The 16,754-nt window shown below is 70.5% G+C and carries 11 protein-coding genes; 2 read left to right on the plus strand and 9 right to left on the minus strand.

Going from position 1 to position 16,754, the window contains the following annotated elements; all coding sequences use genetic code 11:
• Positions 1–276 precede the first annotated feature (276 nt).
• The 3 genes from panE to FV242_RS20245 all read right to left on the minus strand — a co-directional run bounded on the left by panE (position 277) and on the right by FV242_RS20245 (position 3,944).
• Positions 277–1,221, minus strand: coding sequence for a 2-dehydropantoate 2-reductase (gene panE / locus FV242_RS20235; RefSeq protein WP_147940147.1), 945 nt, complete (start codon positions 1,219–1,221; stop codon positions 277–279).
• A gap of 176 nt (positions 1,222–1,397) precedes the next feature.
• A complete protein-coding gene (guaB, locus tag FV242_RS20240; protein ID WP_147909779.1) occupies positions 1,398–2,891 on the minus strand; it encodes an IMP dehydrogenase in 1,494 nt (497 codons plus the stop codon).
• Positions 2,892–3,053: 162 nt separating this feature from the next.
• Positions 3,054–3,944, minus strand: coding sequence for a DUF3313 domain-containing protein (locus tag FV242_RS20245; protein WP_147909778.1), 891 nt, complete (start codon positions 3,942–3,944; stop codon positions 3,054–3,056).
• Between the two features lie 206 nt (positions 3,945–4,150).
• Between FV242_RS20245 and FV242_RS20250 the strand changes: the two genes are divergently transcribed.
• Entirely contained in the window at positions 4,151–5,599 is a 1,449-nt protein-coding gene (locus FV242_RS20250) for an MFS transporter (RefSeq protein ID WP_147940148.1), read from the plus strand.
• A gap of 5 nt (positions 5,600–5,604) precedes the next feature.
• Here the strand turns inward: FV242_RS20250 and FV242_RS20255 are convergent, their stop codons facing one another.
• From FV242_RS20255 to FV242_RS20270, 4 genes are all read right to left on the minus strand, one after another.
• Complete coding sequence (locus FV242_RS20255; protein ID WP_147940149.1) at positions 5,605–6,135, minus strand: DoxX family protein; 531 nt, start codon at positions 6,133–6,135, stop codon at positions 5,605–5,607.
• A 75-nt stretch (positions 6,136–6,210) separates the two neighbouring features.
• Entirely contained in the window at positions 6,211–7,482 is a 1,272-nt protein-coding gene (locus tag FV242_RS20260; RefSeq protein ID WP_187193559.1) for a multidrug effflux MFS transporter, read from the minus strand.
• A gap of 87 nt (positions 7,483–7,569) precedes the next feature.
• Positions 7,570–8,868, minus strand: a complete 1,299-nt coding sequence (locus FV242_RS20265; RefSeq protein WP_147909775.1) for an MFS transporter — start codon at positions 8,866–8,868, stop codon at positions 7,570–7,572.
• Between the two features lie 37 nt (positions 8,869–8,905).
• Positions 8,906–9,391, minus strand: a complete 486-nt coding sequence (locus FV242_RS20270) for a MarR family winged helix-turn-helix transcriptional regulator (protein ID WP_246692789.1) — start codon at positions 9,389–9,391, stop codon at positions 8,906–8,908.
• 92 nt (positions 9,392–9,483) lie between these two features.
• Between FV242_RS20270 and FV242_RS20275 the strand changes: the two genes are divergently transcribed.
• Complete coding sequence (locus FV242_RS20275; RefSeq protein ID WP_147940150.1) at positions 9,484–14,328, plus strand: NAD-glutamate dehydrogenase; 4,845 nt, start codon at positions 9,484–9,486, stop codon at positions 14,326–14,328.
• Positions 14,329–14,343: 15 nt separating this feature from the next.
• Here FV242_RS20275 and FV242_RS20280 read toward each other — a convergent pair whose 3' ends face one another.
• Both FV242_RS20280 and FV242_RS20285 read right to left on the minus strand, forming a co-directional pair.
• Positions 14,344–15,519, minus strand: a complete 1,176-nt coding sequence (locus FV242_RS20280) for an MFS transporter (RefSeq protein ID WP_147940151.1) — start codon at positions 15,517–15,519, stop codon at positions 14,344–14,346.
• Between the two features lie 145 nt (positions 15,520–15,664).
• Entirely contained in the window at positions 15,665–16,663 is a 999-nt protein-coding gene (locus FV242_RS20285) for a LacI family DNA-binding transcriptional regulator (protein WP_147940152.1), read from the minus strand.
• Positions 16,664–16,754 lie beyond the last annotated feature (91 nt).

Below are 16,754 nucleotides of genomic sequence, written 5' to 3' on the forward strand. Positions count from 1 at the left end.
CACCCCGCCGCCGCGCCGGCCGCTGGATGCCAAGACGCAGCTCGAATACGGCAACCCGCCTCCGCCGCCTCCGCCCGGCCGCTACTAAGAAGCGACGACTCGCCCATCCCCACCTCATCCCGGTGTGACGGAGCGAAGCGGAGGCCTTGGGGGAGGCCTCCGGCCGGCAGCGCGAAAGCCGGAAGCGCCCTTCCAGAGTTGCCGTCGCAGACATCCGGGACCAGCGGATCTCTCGATCGTGTCGCTGGATAAAACCGGACGGTTGCGGCGCGCGGCTCAGGCCGCCTCCCTAGCTCGCCGGGCCTCATAGGCCTTCAGGCCGGCATAAACCTGACCGAGCAGCGGGAAGGCCGCCTCCGGACTGAGGCGGCCACCCCGGGCGATCAGGTCGCCGATCACGTGGTCTGCCTCGATCCGGCCGCCGTTCTCGATGTCGCGCAGCATCGAGGCCGTGAAGGTCGAGCCCTCCGCGGTGAGCTGCGCCCGAGCCCGCTCGGCGACGACTCCGCGCGGCTCGAACCCACTCGCCGCGGCCACCGCCGTGCATTCGGCGTGAAGGGCGACGATGAAGGCCGTGCCGCCGGGCGCAGCCACGATGTCGCCGACCGCGGCCCGCATCAGCGTCGTCGCGCCCGCGAGCGTCGCCAGGAACACCCATTTCTCCCACATCTCCTGCAGGATCACGTCGCTGAGGCGCGCCTGGAACTTCAGGCCGCGCATCAGGTCATCGACGGCCTCGATGCGGGCCGAGCGCGACCCGTCGCGCTCGCCGTAGGTGATGCTGCACAGCTCGCTCATGTGCCGGATCGCGCCGTCCGGCGCGAGGGTCGCCGCGATGGCGCAGGAGCCGCCCAGCACCCGCGCAGCGCCGAACTTGGCGTCGAGCGCGTCGAGATGGGACATCCCGTTCAGCAGCGGCAGGATCGCGGTGCCCTCGCCTATGGCAGGCGCGAGGTCGGCGAGGGCGCTGTCGAGGTCGTAGGCCTTGCAGGAGAGCAGCACGAGGTCGAACGCGCCCGCCTGGGCCAGCGTGTCGGCCGTGACGGTGGGCGGCGCGGGCAGATGCAGGTCGCCCAGTGGCGAGCGCAGCACCAGCCCGTTCACCGCCAGTTTCTCGGCCCGGGCCGGCCGGACCAGGAAGGTCACGTCCGACCCCGATTCCGCGAGCCGCGCCCCGTAATAGCCGCCGGTCGCCCCGGCTCCGACGATCAGCGTGCGCATTGGGTCTCTCCGGGGCGAGATCGTTGTCGGCCGCATCGGTCCGTGCCGGCCCAGCCATCGGAGGTCGCCCACCGGACCGAGTCAAGGCGGTGATGATCGGTGGGCCTAGGCTGACGTGCCTGTCCCCTCGCCGCCGCGGGCGAGGGGACGCTTCGTGACCACATCGAACGTGGGCGTCAGGTCCGCGACGGGTAGTTCGGGCTCTCGCGGGTGATGGTCACGTCGTGGACGTGGCTCTCGCGGAGGCCGGCATTGGTAATGCGGATGAACTGCGCCCGCTCCTGGAAATCCGGGATGGTCGCGCCGCCGACATAGCCCATGGCGGCGCGCAGGCCGCCGGCGAGCTGGTGCAGGACGTTGCCGACCGGGCCCTTGTAGGGGACCTGGCCCTCGATACCCTCCGGCACGAGCTTGTGGGTGTCGTTGACTTCGGCCTGGAAGTAGCGGTCGGCCGAGCCGCGGGCCATGGCGCCCACTGAGCCCATGCCCCGGTACGACTTGTACGAGCGGCCCTGGTACAGAAACACCTCGCCGGGCGCCTCGTCGGTGCCGGCCAGCAGAGAGCCGAGCATCGCCACCGAGGCGCCGGCCGCGATCGCCTTGGCGAGGTCGCCGGAATACTTGATGCCGCCGTCGGCGATGACCGGGATGTCGGCCTCGCCGGCGGCCTCCACGGCCTCAAGCAGGGCGGTGAGCTGGGGCACGCCCACGCCCGCCACGATGCGGGTGGTGCAGATCGAGCCCGGGCCGATGCCGACCTTGATGGCGTCCGCGCCCGCGTCGATCAGCGCCTTGGTGCCCTCGCGGGTGGCGACGTTGCCGGCGATCACCTGGACGGCGTTGGAGAGCTGCTTCACCCGGGCGACGGCGTCGAGCACCTTGATCGAATGGCCGTGGGCGGTGTCGACCACGATCACGTCGCAGCCGGCGTCGATCAGGCGCTCGGCCCGCTCGAAGCCGCTGTCGCCCGTGGTGGTCGCGGCGGCGACCCGCAGCCGGCCCTGCTCGTCCTTGACGGCGAACGGGTAGGTCACGCGCTTCTCGATGTCCTTGACGGTGATCAGGCCGATGCAGCGGTAATGGTCGTCGACCACCAGCAGCTTCTCGATGCGGAACTGGTGCAGGAGGCGCTTGGCCTCGTCCTGGGTCACGCCCTCGCGGACGGTGATCAGCCGATCCCGGGTCATCAGCTCGGCAACCGGCTGTGCGGGGTTCGTCGCGAAGCGGACGTCGCGGTTGGTCAGGATGCCGACCAGCTTGCCCCGTGAGCCGTTGGGCCCGCGCTCCACCACCGGAATCCCGGAGATGCGGTTGCGCTTCATCACCTCGAAGGCGTCGGCCAGGGTCTCGTCGGGATGGATGGTGATGGGGTTCATCACCATGCCGGACTCGTACTTCTTGACGAGACGGACTTGCTCGGCCTGCTCTGCGGGCTCCAGGTTGCGATGGATCACCCCCATGCCGCCGTTGGCCGCCATGGCGATGGCCATCGGCGCCTCGGTGACCGTGTCCATGGCGGAGGCGAGGATCGGCAGGTTCAGCGGGATCGAGCGGGTCAGCCGCGAAGCGACGTTGACCTCGGTCGGCATCACCGAGGAGGCGGCGGGCCGCAGGAGCACGTCGTCGAAGGTCAGGCCTTCGATGATCGTGGCGGAATCGACTCGGGCCATGTGCCAACTTTCCTCGGACGGCCGCGCTTTGAGGGGGTGCGCAGCGGGATCGGGTTGGCAAGTGCCAGTATCATGGGGTCCGCGGCCGCGCCAATGCGCCGTCGCCGCGCCGCAGCGGGAAATCGCGCATGGCTCCCCCGCTTTTTTGTACCGGCGGTCGGGTCAGCGTGTTGCCGGAACGGCAGCGCCCCTGTCGGTGTATTCCGGCGGCAGGCCGATATAGTCGCCCAGGATGCCGTCGATGCCCGGCGCCCGGCCGTAGGCCTCGCAATCGGGGTCGAGCGGTGCCTCGCCGAGCGTGGTGATCCGGATGCGGTCCCAGGTCGGCAGGGTGTTGGGGGCGTTGAACGGGTCGTCGCCGGTGGCCAGCATGAAGCCGAAATCCTGGCCGAACTCGCCGGCGAGGTCGTAGGCGTCGCTGGCGCGCGAGAAGCGCGGCTGGCTCGTGAACGAGTTCGCGGCCCCGCCCCAGACCATCGCGGCGCGCTGCTCGCGACGACGATCCAACGCCTCGGCCTCGACCGTGAGGCTGCCGAGCCCGATCGGGATGCGCGGAATCGGGATGCGGCCGATACCTTCGACGGCGCTAAGCCCCACCTGCGAGGCCACCGTCACGCCGGCCGAGCCCGCGATGGTGGCGCCCGCGCCGAGCAGGTCTGTTGGCTCGACCCGGGTGACCTGCGCCCGCACGGTGAGATCGGCGTCGCGACCGGTCACCACGTCGTAGCGCAGCGACAGGTCGTAACAGAGCGCGCGGTCGGCCGCGTTCGCGATCAGGCGGCGTTCCGCCTGAGTGAGCGGCGCGGCGCCCGCGACGTCAGCGTGGAACGCGGTCGGGATGATCCGCACGGTGCGGGCCTTGGCCAGGGCCGGCCGGTCCACGTAGAGCCGCGAGGCCGAGGCGACGGCGCTGCTCGCCTGCAGCCGATCGTAGCGGGTGAGCGAACCGCGGTCGTTGAGCAGCACGGTGCCGCAGGCCGTGACCGTCGACAGGAGCGCGACGGCGGCGGCGAGCCGCGACAGGGAACGGCGCTTGCTCGGACTGGGCTGCATCGAGTGTCTCGTGGCCGGCACCGCGCCGGTATCGACGGCCGGAAGACCGCTCGCGCTAAACGTAGCCATTGGATCACGCGCACAAAAGGTGGTGTTCGGTCACGACGCAACCCCTGTTGCGTTGCGGATACAGGCGCGAAACACGACCGTGCGAGTTCGCGGCCCCGCCGTGCAACCGTCTCGGCACGACACGCGTCTGCTGTCCGATGCCTGCCTCGACCCAAAGACCGCTCTGGATCGTCCCCCTGACGGTGGCCACCGCCCTGTTCATGGAGAACACCGATTCCACGGTGATCGCCACGGCGCTGCCGAGCATCGCGGCAAGCCTCGGCGAGGATCCGATCGCCCTGAAGCTGGCGCTGACTTCCTATCTGGTCAGCCTGGCGATCTTCATCCCGGTGAGCGGATGGATGGCCGACCGCTATGGCTCGCGCACGGTCTTCCGGGCCGCGCTCGTCGTGTTCATGCTGGGATCGCTCGCCTGCGCGGCGGCTAACGGGCTGGCGTGGTTCGTCGCAGCGCGGTTCCTCCAGGGCATGGGCGGGGCCATGATGGTGCCGGTCGGGCGCCTCGTTGTGCTGCGCAGCGTGCCGAAGTCGCAGCTGGTGACCGCTCTGGCCTACCTGACCTTCCCGGCGCTGGTCGGCCCGGTGCTCGGACCGCCGCTGGGTGGGCTGATCACCACCTGGTTCGACTGGCGCTGGATCTTCTTCATCAATCTGCCGATCGGCGTTGCCGGAATTGTGCTGGCGAGCCTGTACTTCGAGGATGTGCGCGAGCCGGAGCGTCCGCCCCTCGACCTGATCGGCTTCTTCGTGCTCGGCACCGGTCTCGCCGCCCTGATGCTGGGGCTGGCCTCGATGGGACGCCATCTGCTTCCGGCCTCGGTCTCCTGGGGATGCCTCGCCGCGGGGGCGATCCTGCTGCCGCTCTACGTCGCGCATGCGCGGCGGGCCGCCCACCCGATCGTGCGGCTGGACCTGATGAACCGCCCGACTTTCCGGGTCGCGATCTTGGGCGGCAGCCTGTTCCGGGTCGGGACCGGCGCGATCCCGTTCCTGCTGCCGCTGATGCTGCAGGTCGGGTTCGGGCTCGACGCCCTGCATTCAGGATTGATAACCTTCGCGGCGGCGGCCGGCGCGATGTTCGTAAAGACCCTCGCGCCCAAGATCCTGCGCCGCCTGGGATTCCGCGCCGTGATGGTCTTCAATGCCGTGCTGGCTTCGGCCTTCCTGGCGGTGAACGGGCTCTACACCGCCGACACGCCGCACTGGATCATGATCGCGCTGCTGTTCCTGGGCGGCTGCTCGCGCTCGGTGCAGTTCACCTGCGTCAATGCCATCGCGTATGCCGACCTCGAATCCCGTGAGATGAGCGCGGCCACGAGCTTCGCCAGCGTCTGCCAGCAGCTTTCGCTGAGCCTCGGCGTGACCCTCGGCGCGCTGGCGCTCGAGGGCGCCGCCGGCTTCCACGGCCGGACCACGATCGAGGCCGGCGATTTTGGGCCGGCCTTCTTCGCCGTGGCTGTCTTGTCGGCGGCCTCGGTGCTGGCCTTCCGCAAGCTGACGCCCGATGCCGGGGCCGAGATCTCGGGCCGCAGGATGGTCGCCGCGACCCCGCCGGCTTCGGCCGAGATAAAGCCGCGGGCGAGCTGACCCGATCAGGCCGCGGCGCGCGCCGGCGTGCGGCCACCGGATTTCTTGCCGGCGCCGCCCCGTGCCGCCGAGCTCTTGGCGGGTGCCTTGGCGGCAGCGCGCTGCGGAGTCAGTCGCTCCGTCGCGACGCCGGCGCGCCAGCCCTGCCAGCTGAAGGCGCCGGGGCCCGTCAGCGCATAGATCAGGAACCCGCCCGCGAGGCCGAGATCGGCCAGCATCAGTGTTCGCTCGGCGACTGCGGCCGGTCCGACATATTGCCAGAAGGCGTGCAGCATCACGGCCGTCACCGCGGCGAAGACCGCGAGGGCCAGACCGGTCAGGCGCGGCAGAACGCCGAGGATCAGGGCGAGCGGGCCGAAGACCTGCACGACGACGGCCGCGGTGGCGACGCCGTTCGGGAACGGCATGCCGCTGCCGGCGAGCGTCAGCGCGAAGCCCGAGACGTTGAGCGCCCGGGCGATACCCGTCGGCAGGAGTGCCGCGGCCAGGAGCAGGCGCGCGGCGAGAAGGGTTCCGTCCTGGGCGCGGGCGATCATGGTCGAGTCCGGTCGGCTGTTAGGGCTGACCGGAGGGTGCCATATTGGTTTAAAGGCTGGGTTAAGTCCGAACGCTCAACCCGCCACCCCGCCCCGGAACAATCGGCCGCGCTCGGTCCAAAGCACCACCAGCAGCGCCAGGCCCCCGAGGGTAGCGTAGCCGATCCCGACCGGCAGCACGGTCCCGTCGAAGGCCTGGCCGATCACGTAACCCGAGAACGCCCCCAGCATCGTGGTGTAGAACCCGACGAACGACGAGGCCGTGCCCGCGATGGCGCCGAGCGGCTCGAGCGCCAGGGCGTTGAAGTTCGGCAGCGCGAAGCTCATCAGGAACTGGTTGGCCGCCAGGATCGACAGGAACGCCGCGAGCGGCGGGTGGCCGTGATAGGCGAGCCCGACGCCGACCTGGGCCAGGGCCACCAGCGTGAAGGCGATGATGCCGGCATGCGAGAGCGCCCGCATCCCGAGCCGCCGGACGATCCGGGCGTTGATCAGCGTCGCCGCCCCCATGGCGCCGGCCACCAGCCCGAAGGCCAGGGGGAACAGCGGCCCGAGATGGTACAGCCCGGTGTCGAACACCTGCTGGGCCGATCCGACATAGCCCATGATGCAGCCGGTGAGCAGGCCGAGCGCCGTGGCGTAGCCGATGGAGACCCGGGTCGTCACGGTGGTGCGCACCGCGTCCCAGGTCGCCCCGAGGGAGAGCGGGCGACGATATTCCGGGTGCAGGGTCTCCGGCATCCGCAGCGAGAACCAGGCGGTCAGCCAGAAGGCCAAAGCCAGCATCGAGACGAACACGTAGACCCACGACCCCAGCGCCAGCATCAGGCCGCCGATCGCCGGGGCGATCATGGGGACGATCAGGAAAACCATCATGGTGAGCGACATCACGCTCGCCATCTCGCGTCCGGCGAACCGGTCGCGCACGATCGCCACCGAGAGCACGCGCCCACCCGCTGCGCCGATGCCCTGGATGACCCGGGCCGCCAGCAGCCAGCCGAAGCTCGGCGCCACCATGGCGAGCCCGCAGCCCACGACGTAGATCGCAAGGCTCGCCAGGAGGACCTTCCGGCGCCCGAAGGTGTCCGAGATCGGCCCGTAGGCGAGCTGGGCGATTCCGAATCCCGCCATGAACACGTAAACGAGGAGCTGCAGCCGGTTCGGATCGGGCACGGAGAACCGGGCCTCGATCGCCGGGAAGGCCGGCAGCAGGTTGTCGATGGAGATGGCGGTGACCGCCATCATCAGCGCGATGATGGCGACGAACTCGGTGAAGCCCGGTCCCGACCGGGTCTGCGCGGCAGGAACGTCCTGGACCGGCGGGTTAGGCCGGATCGCGATTGTCACAATACGCCCTCGTGCTGCGAAGGAATCGCCCGACGGAGGCGCCCCCTTCGCGGCACGCTTATGGCCGACGTGCCTGCGCGGTGCAGCTCAGGCCGGCAGCGGGCGCAGGGCCGGCTCCCGGGGGTTGCGCCCGACGAAGCCCGCCATCAGGGCGGCGACCAGGCAGAGCAAGCCGGCCGACACGAAGGCGCCGAGATAGGTCCCGGTATCGGTCCGGACCATGCCGGCGAGCCAGGCGGCCGAGGCGGCGCCGATCTGGTGGGCGGCTGCGATCCAGCCGAACATCAGCGCGGCATTCTCCTCGCCGAAGGACTTTCCGGCGAGCTGCACGGTGGGCGGCACGGTGGCGATCCAGTCGAGCCCGTAAAACACCGCGAACAGGGATAGGCCGTAGAAGCTGAGGTCGAACGAGTAGGGCAGGAAGATCAGCGACAGGCCGCGTAGGCCGTAATACCAAGCCAAGAGCTTGCGGGAATCGAACCGGTCGGTGAGCCAGCCCGAGGCCGTGGTGCCGATCAGGTCGCAGATGCCCATCACCGCGAGCAGGCCCGCGGCCGTGACCTCGGCGATCCCGTGATCGATGCAGGCCGGAATCAGGTGGGTGCCGATCAGCCCGTTGGTCGAGGCGCCGCAGATGAAGAACGTGCCCGAGAGCAGCCAGAAATCCTTCGATTTGAGGCCGGTCCGCAGACCGCGCAGGGCACGCACCGCTGGGTTCTCGGTGAGCACCGGGGTCGGCGTGATCGTGGTCTCGCCGTAGCGGGGCAGGCCGAGATCGGCCGGCCGGTCGCGCAGCAGCAGGGCCGCCAGCGGGATCAGCAGCAGGGTCACGGCCGCAACCAGAAGCGAGACCGAGCGCCAGCCCGATCCGACGGCCAGCGAAGCCAGCATCGGCAGGAAGATCAGCTGCCCGGTGGCGCTGCTGGCGGTGAGCAGCCCGACCACGAGGCCGCGCCGCTTGCCGAACCAGCGGCCCGCCACGGTGGCGCCGAGCACGTTGGCGACCATGCCGGAGCCCGATCCGACCACGATGCCCCAGAGCAGCACCATCTGCCACGGCGCCGTCATCAGGCTGGTGGCGGCCGTGCCGACGGCCAGGACGAAGAGCGAGCAGCACACTGCGGTGCGCAGGCCGAAGCGCTCGATGATCGCCACCGCGAACGGCCCGATCATGCCGTACAGGAAGATGTTAAGCGCGATGCCGACGCTGATCGTGGCGGCCGTCCAGCCGAATTCCCGCTCCCACGGAACGATCAGCACGCTCGGCGTCGCGCGAACCCCCGCCCCGATCAGCAGCACCAGGAAGGTCACCGCGACCACGATCCAGGCATAATGGAGGCGCGGCACGGGGGGCGGCGCGGGCAGCGTCTCGACGGGAACGGGCATGTTCGGGCTCCGGGGTGTTGAGACGGCCGGCGGCGTGTCAGGGGGCGGCTGTGAGGGCTTCGGTCAGAGCCGCGACGGCGGCGGGTTCAATTCGCGCGTTGATGCGCCCTTGCGCGACCCGCCAATGGGGGATTGCCGCCGCCAGGGCGGCGCGTCCGGCGTCCGTCAGCGAGACCACGCGAGCGCGCGCATCCGCTTCGCCGGCTTCGATCCGCACGAGGCCACGCCGCTCCAGCGGATCGAGGTTGCGGCCCATCGTGGTGCGTTCCAGGGCGGCTTCAGCGGCGAGCCGCGTCACCGGGCTGGGACCCAGACGGTCGAGCAGGCGCAGAATCGCGAATTGGGTGACGCGCAGCCCGCAGGGACGCAGCGCCTCGTCATAGATCGTGGTCACCGCCCGCGTGGCACGGCGCAGAGCGGAACAGGTGCAGGGCTCGCTCGGACGATCCGTCATCACGATGCGTGTATATGCACGGATATGCAGCGCGACAAGCCGGCCCTGACGGTTCGGCCGGTTCGACATGCAGCGATAGGGAAATCCGTCACGCTGTCATCGACACGGCGGATCTCCCTGATAACGCTGCGCCGGCAGGCTCCCGGTTCGTGAGAGGCGCGATGACACTCGAAACTTCCACGGCGTTGTCGTCCTCGGAACAGAAATCGGCCCGGTCCGGACTCATCGAGGCTGCGGCCGAGATCGTGGCACAGAGGGGCGGCCCCGGCGGCTTCGTCCGCGACCTGTTCGGGCGCGTGACCCCCGAGGACGTGGCCCCCTACCCGGGCGATTCCTTGGCCGAGCTCGCGGTCCGCGCCCGCGCGTTCCTGTCAGAGCCGCGCAAGCCCGGCGATCCGGCCCGACTGCGCCTGAGCGACACCGAGCTTGTTCGGGACGGCCGGTCGCGCGAGGTGACGATCATCGAGGTCATCAACGACAACCGACCGTTCCTGTTGGATTCGACCCTGGCCGAGCTGACCGAGCAGGGCCTGACGCCGGATCTCGTCGCCCACCCGATCCTCGGGGTCGAGCGCGACGCGTCCGGGGCGCTGGTGCGCGTGGTCGGCGAGACGACCGCGGATGCCCATGGCAGCCTGGCGCGCGAAAGCTTCATCCACCTCCATCTCGGCCGCCTCGACGGCGAGGCCCGGGCGCGGCTGGAGGAGGCCCTCGCTCAGGTCTATCGGGACGTGGCCCTGGCGGGCGACGACCACGACGCGATGCTAGCCCGCATCTCCGCACTGTCCGAAAGCCTGGGCCGCGCCCCCTCCCCGCTGCCGGAGGCCGAGGTCGCCGAGGCGCGCGCGTTCCTCGACTGGCTGACGGACGGGCAGTTCCTGGTGCTGGGCATGCGCCAGCACGGTATCGAGGGCGACGGCCATCCGCTGATCGAGGGCTCCAGCCTCGGGGTGCTGCGCGATCCGGGCGCCACGCCGCTGCGCCGGGGCCGGACGCCGGTCGACTACACGCCCGAGATCCTCGCCTTCCTGGAGGAGCCGCAGGCGCTGATCATCACCAAGGCGAGCGCGAAGTCCCGGGTCCACCGGGTCTCCTATCTCGACTATATCGGCGTGAAGCTGTTCTCGAAAACCGGCAAGCTGTCGGGCGAGGTGCGGATCGTCGGCCTGTTCACGGCCGCGGCCTATACCAGCCCGGCGCGCGAGGTGCCGGTCCTGCGCCGCAAGGTCGAGGCGGTGGCCGAGCGGGCCGGCCTGGACCCGACCAGCCATGCCGGGCGCAGCCTCCTGGCGGTCCTGGAGACCTATCCGCGGGACGAGCTATTCCAGATCGATATAGACCGGCTGTACCGGTTCACCCTGGCGATCGCCAACCTCGCCGACCGGCCGCGGCTGCGCGTGCTGTCGCGCCCGGACCGGTTCGGCCGCTTCGTCTCGCTGCTGGTGTTCGTGCCGAAGGACCGGTTCGACTCGACGGTGAGCGCCCGAATCGGCGCCTACCTGGCCGAGGCCTATGGCGGCCGCCCGAGCGCGGCCTACTCGGAACTGCCCGAAGGCCCGCTGGCCCGGACCCACTACATCATCGGTCTGCCCGAGGAGGGCATGCCCGAGCAGGACCCCGCAGCGCTGGAGGCCGGAATCGCCGCCCTGGTCCGCACCTGGGGCGACGCCCTCAGTGCGGCCCTGGCAGAGGCCCACGACGGCGGCCGGGCTCGCCGGCTCGCGTCGCGCTACGCGGAGGCGTTCACGGCGGCCTACCGGGACAACTTCCAGTCCGATGCAGTGGTCGCCGACATCGCCATCCTGGAGGCACTGAGCGACGTGCAGCCGCGCGCGGTGCATCTCGGCCGCCGGGCGGGCGATTCGGATGCGCAGGTCCGCCTAAAGGTGTTCTCCCGCGGCACCGCGATCGCCCTCTCCGACCGCGTGCCGGTGCTGGAGAACCTCGGCTTCCGCGTCATCGATGAGCGAACCTACCAGGTCCGCCCGGCCGGGCTCGACGAATCCGCCCGGGTCTGGCTGCACGACATGCGGATCGAGCGGGCCAGCGGCGCCGCGATCGACCTTGCTACGCTGGAGCAGCCCCTCGAGGAGGCGATGCTGGCGCTGGCCGACGGTGCGGCGGAATCGGACGGCTACAACCGGCTGGTGCTGGAAGCCGCCCTGCCCTGGCGCGATGCCGCCCTGCTCCGGGCGCTCGGGCGCTACCTGCGCCAGCTGCGCATCCGCTACGGCCAGGACTACATGGCCGGAACGCTGAGCCGGCATCCCGGGATCGCCCGGGCGATCGTCAGCCTGTTCCGGACACGCTTCGACCCGCTGATCGACGGCGACCGGGCCGCACGCGAAGCCGAGACCCGTGCCCTGATCGAGGAGGCGCTCGGCGACGTCACCAGCCTGGACGACGACCGGATCCTGCGCCGGTTCGTCAATCTGGTCGAGGCCGCGGTGCGGACCAACTTCTTCCAGAAGGCCGAGGGTGATCGCCCCCGGGAGACGATCAGCTTCAAGTTCGCCTGCGCCAAGGTGACGGCGATGCCGCTGCCGCGGCCGTTCTTCGAGATCTTCGTCTATTCGCCCCGGGTCGAGGGCGTGCACCTGCGCTTCGGCTACGTCGCCCGCGGCGGCCTGCGCTGGTCCGACCGGCCGGAGGATTTCCGCACCGAGATCCTGGGCCTGGTGAAGGCGCAGCAGGTCAAGAACGCCGTGATCGTGCCTGTGGGCGCCAAGGGCGGCTTCTTCCCCAAGCGCCTGCCCCCGGCCTCGGACCGGGCGGCCTGGATGCAGGAGGGCACCGAGAGCTACCGGCTGTTCATCCGCACCCTGCTCGAACTCACCGACAACATCGTGGATCAGGCGATCGTGCCGCCGCCGGACACGGTGCGGCACGACCCCGACGACGCCTACCTAGTGGTGGCGGCCGACAAGGGCACCGCCACCTTCTCGGACATCGCCAACGCGCTTTCCCTGGAGAAGGGCCATTGGCTCGGCGACGCCTTCGCGTCCGGCGGCAGCCAAGGCTACGACCACAAAGGCATGGGCATCACCGCCCGGGGTGCCTGGGAGGCGGTGCGCCGCCACTTCCGCGAGATCGACACCGACGTCCAGACCGACCCGATCACCGTGGTCGGAGTCGGCGACATGTCCGGCGACGTGTTCGGCAACGGCATGCTGCTGTCCGAGAGCATCCGCCTGGTGGCGGCCTTCGACCACCGCGACATCTTCCTCGACCCGAACCCCGACGCGGCGAAGAGCTTCGCCGAGCGTAGGCGCCTGTTCGACCTCGGCCGCTCGTCCTGGGCGGATTACGACACGGCGCTGATCTCGCAGGGCGGCGGCGTGTTCGCGCGCAGCCTCAAGACCGTGCCGCTTTCTCCGGCCGTCCAAGCCGCCCTGGGGTTCGACCGGGCCGAGGCGACGCCGACCGAGCTGATGCAGGCAATCCTGAAGGCGCCGGCCGACCTGCTCTGGTTCGGCGGCATCGGCACCTACGTCCGCGCCACCGCCGAGACCGACGAGGATGCCGGCGACCGCGCCAACGACGCCGTGCGCATCACCGGGCCGGAGCTGCGGGTGAAGGCTGTCGGCGAGGGGGCCAATCTCGGCCTCACCCAACGCGGGCGCATCGAGGCGGCCCGGGCCGGGATCCGGCTCAACACCGACGCGATCGACAATTCCGCCGGCGTGAACACCTCCGACGTCGAGGTGAACATCAAGATCGCCCTCATGGTCCCCGAGCGGGATGGGCGGCTCGACTATGCGGCGCGCAACACATTGCTCGCCACGATGACCGACGAGGTCGGACGGTTGGTCCTGCGCAACAACGAATTGCAGACCCTCGCCCTGTCGCTCGCCCAGCGCGGCGGCCTCGGCGAGACCGGCTTCGCGATGCGCACCATGCAGGCGCTGGAGGCCGAAGGGCGCCTCGACCGCGCCGTGGAATACCTGCCCGACGATGCGACGATCACTGAGCGGATGCGCCGCGGCGAGGGGCTGACCCGGCCGGAATACGCCGTGCTGCTCGCCTACGCGAAGCTGTCGCTGCACGACGCGATCCTGGCCAGCACGGTGCCGAACGACCCGTATTTCGATCGCGAATTGCAGCGCTACTTCCCGAAGGCGCTCCGCGAGCAGTTCCCCGATGCCGTGAAGGGCCACCGGCTGCGCCGCGAGATCATCTCGACGGCGCTCGCCAACATCATCGTCAACCGCGGCGGCCCGTCCCTGGTCACCCGGCTGATCGACGGCACCGGGGCGGACGCCGCGACCATCGCCAAGGCCTACGCGATCACCCGCGACGCCTTCGGGCTGATGGAGTTGAACCTCGCTATCGACGGTTTGGGCGGCGGCCTGTCCGGACAGGACCAGCTCGGCCTCTATGCCGAGGTGCAGGGCCTGCTTACCAACCGGATCGTCTGGTTCATTCGCAACCTCGACTTGACCGGGGGTCTCGCCCCCCTGGTTGCGCGCTACCGCGACGGCGTGGCGGCCGTGGAGGCGGCGTTGCCGAAGGTGCTCGACGCCGAGGCGCTCACCGCCATCGGCAACCGCGCGTCGGAGCTCGAAGGCCACGGCATGGCCCGGCAGCAGGCCCGGCGGCTCGCCTCCCTCGACGCCCTGATATCCGCGCCCGACATCGTGCGCGTCGCCGAGGCCAGCGGCCGCCCGGTCGAGGAGGTGGCGGCGACGCATTTCGCCCTGGAACACGCGTTCCGCCTCGACGAGCTCGCCGCCGCGGCGCGAACCGTGCCGGTGGCCGATACGTTCGACCGGGTCGCGCTGGAGCGCGCGGTGGCCGGCATCGCCGCCGCGCACCGCAAGCTCACGGCCGAGGTGGTGGCCGATCTCGGCGCCGGGCCCGAGGCGGTCGAGGCCTGGGCCAAGGCCCGGGGCGCGCCGCTGGTCCGCATCCGTGATGCTGTCGACGCGATCAGCGCCTCGGGCCTCACTGTCTCAAAGGCCACGGTGGCGGCGAGCCTGCTCGGCGATCTGGTCCGGGCGGATTGAAGGGTCGCCCGGTGGTCAGGCGCCCGGCGTCGAGGCAGAGAAAATCCGGCGGCCGCTTCGGCTGACGGCGGTGACCGTCAGGCCGAGGCCCAGGATCGAGACGGCGGCTGCGAGCAAGGGAAGCTGGCCGTAGCCCGCCCCGAACGTCAGGGCGGTGCCGCCGATCCAGGCGCCGGTGGCGTTGCCGAGGTTGAACGCACCCTGATTCAGCGTGGAGGCAAGGTTCGGCGCGTCGCTGGCGGCCTCGACCACCCAGATCTGCAGCGGCGAGACCAGCGCGAAGGCGAGGCCGGACCACAGGACCAGCACGGCGACGGTCGGGATGGCGTGGTGGGCGACCGCCGCCAGGACCAGCAGCACCGCGACGATGCCGATGAACCCGCCGATGATCGTGGCCATCAGGCCCCGATCGGCGAAGTGGCCGCCCGCGAGGTTGCCGACCGTGAGGCCGATACCGGCGGCGAACAATACCCCGGTGACGCCCTGCGACGAGAACCCGCTCACGCCGGTGAGGAACGGCGTGATGTAGGTGAACACCGTGAAGAAGCTGACCGAGGAGAGGGTCGAGATCAGCATCGGCCGCAGCACCGGCCAGCGCCCGAGTGCCCGGAACTCCTTGACCAGGCCGCCGCGGGTACCGGGCAGACCGGCGGGCACGAACAGCTGGATCGCCAGCCCGGCCAGCAGGCCGATCACCACCACGGCCCAGAAAGTCGAGCGCCATCCGGTGACCTGACCCAGGGCCGTTCCCAACGGCACACCGAGGACGTTGGCCAGGGTCAGCCCGGCGAACATCAGCGAAACCGCCTGGGTCCGCTTCTCGCGCGGCACCAGATCGCGCGCCACCACGGCGCCGATGCCGAAGAACGCCCCGTGCGCGAAGGCGGTGACGATCCGGGCCGCCATCAGCAGGCCGTAGCTCGGCGCCAAGGCGCAGCCGACGTTGCCGATCAGGAAGACCGCCATCAGGGCGAGCAGGGCCGTCTTCCGGGGCAAACCCGCGGTGGCGATCGCCACGATCGGCGCGCCGACAACGACGCCCATGGCGTAGCCGGACACGAGGTAGCCGGCCTGTGGGATGGTGACACCGAAGCCGTGCGCCACCTCCGGCAACAGGCCCATGATGACGAATTCGGTGGTGCCGATGCCGAATGAAGCGACGGCAAGGGCGAGGATCGGCAGGGACAGCACGTCGGCTTCCTTCGTTCAGACGGCGGGCGTCGCTTTGTGCAACGCAGCATGATGAAGGATGGAGCAGCGTGCGCTTTTGCATAGCGATGCACACGCGACGCACGGTTGCGCCGCGCGCAAGGTGCCGGCCGTCGATCCCGGGCGATCAGGCCCGGGTGCTGCCGCGCTCGATCAGCCGCGGCGGGATCAGCACGCGCTCGCCGAGGGCGGTTTCAGGCCCGGACATCCGGGCGATCATGGCCAGCGCCGCCTCGACCAATGCCGGCACGTCCTGGTCGAAGCTCGTGAGATCGTAGCCGCCCCACCCTGCCGCCGGAATGTCGTCGTAGCCGATCACGCGGACCTCGTCGGGGACGCGACGGCCGGCGCGCCTCAGCGCGTCGATCGCGCCCAGAGCGCCGAGGTCGTTGGCGCAGAAGACGCCGTCGAACGGGGCGTCCGCGCGGATCCGCATCGCCGCCTCGGCGCCGCCCTCATACGTGTAGGCGGATCCCGCGACGCGCGGCTCCGGCAGTCCTGCCGCGCGCAGTCCGTCGCGAAAGCCCGCGAGCCGCTCGGCGCTGGCCGGGCTGTCCGCCGGACCGGCGATGAAGGCCGGATGGCGCACGCCCCGGTCGTGAAGGAGCGCGGCGGCTTGCCGACCTCCCAGCGCGTTGTCCGAGCCGACCGAGCCGATGCGCTCGGCCGTCACCGGGGTATTGAACGAGACGACCGGGATTCGAGAGGCCGAGAGCGTCTCGGCGGCGTCCTGCGACAGGACCGCCAGGGCGCTGACGATCGCGTCGACCCGGTACTGAGCCAGGCGCGCCGCCACTGCGTCGAGGGTGTAGTCGCTGTCGACCGGGACCAGCACGATCTGGTTGCCGGCTTCCCGGAGCCGCGCCGCGAAGACCTGGACGACGCGCGCGTAGAACGCGTTCTCCAGGCCCCCGACCACCAGGGCCACGAGGCCCGACCGATCGGTCAGCATGATCCTGGGGATCAGGCTCGGCTGAAAGCCCAGGGTCTCGGCCGCCGCCAGGACCTTGTCGCGGGTCCGGGCCGACACGCTGGCACCCGGCGTGAAGGTGCGGGACACCGCCGATTGCGAGACCCCGGCGAGGCGGGCGACCTCGACCGATGTCGGGTAGCGCTTCGAGACCATGATGTGCGTGCATCGCTTCGGGAGAGAACGCGCTTAGGTTGCGCGCCCCGTCCGGCGTGTCACGCTCCGAAGCGTCCCCTGTCAAACGGAG

The organism is Methylobacterium sp. WL64 (assembly GCF_008039945.1).
Taxonomy (GTDB): Bacteria; Pseudomonadota; Alphaproteobacteria; order Rhizobiales; family Beijerinckiaceae; genus Methylobacterium.

What these genes read in the sequence shown, in the direction of transcription:
- panE (WP_147940147.1), bottom strand. Translation starts at nt 1,221, where the DNA reads ATGCGCACGCTGATCGTCGGAGCCGGGGCGACCGGCGGCTATTACGGG.
- guaB (WP_147909779.1), bottom strand. Translation starts at nt 2,891, where the DNA reads ATGGCCCGAGTCGATTCCGCCACGATCATCGAAGGCCTGACCTTCGAC.
- FV242_RS20245 (WP_147909778.1), bottom strand. Translation starts at nt 3,944, where the DNA reads ATGCAGCCCAGTCCGAGCAAGCGCCGTTCCCTGTCGCGGCTCGCCGCC.
- FV242_RS20250 (WP_147940148.1), top strand. Translation starts at nt 4,151, where the DNA reads ATGCCTGCCTCGACCCAAAGACCGCTCTGGATCGTCCCCCTGACGGTG.
- FV242_RS20255 (WP_147940149.1), bottom strand. Translation starts at nt 6,135, where the DNA reads ATGATCGCCCGCGCCCAGGACGGAACCCTTCTCGCCGCGCGCCTGCTC.
- FV242_RS20265 (WP_147909775.1), bottom strand. Translation starts at nt 8,868, where the DNA reads ATGCCCGTTCCCGTCGAGACGCTGCCCGCGCCGCCCCCCGTGCCGCGC.
- FV242_RS20270 (WP_246692789.1), bottom strand. Translation starts at nt 9,391, where the DNA reads ATGTCGAACCGGCCGAACCGTCAGGGCCGGCTTGTCGCGCTGCATATC.
- FV242_RS20275 (WP_147940150.1), top strand. Translation starts at nt 9,484, where the DNA reads ATGACACTCGAAACTTCCACGGCGTTGTCGTCCTCGGAACAGAAATCG.
- FV242_RS20285 (WP_147940152.1), bottom strand. Translation starts at nt 16,663, where the DNA reads ATGGTCTCGAAGCGCTACCCGACATCGGTCGAGGTCGCCCGCCTCGCC.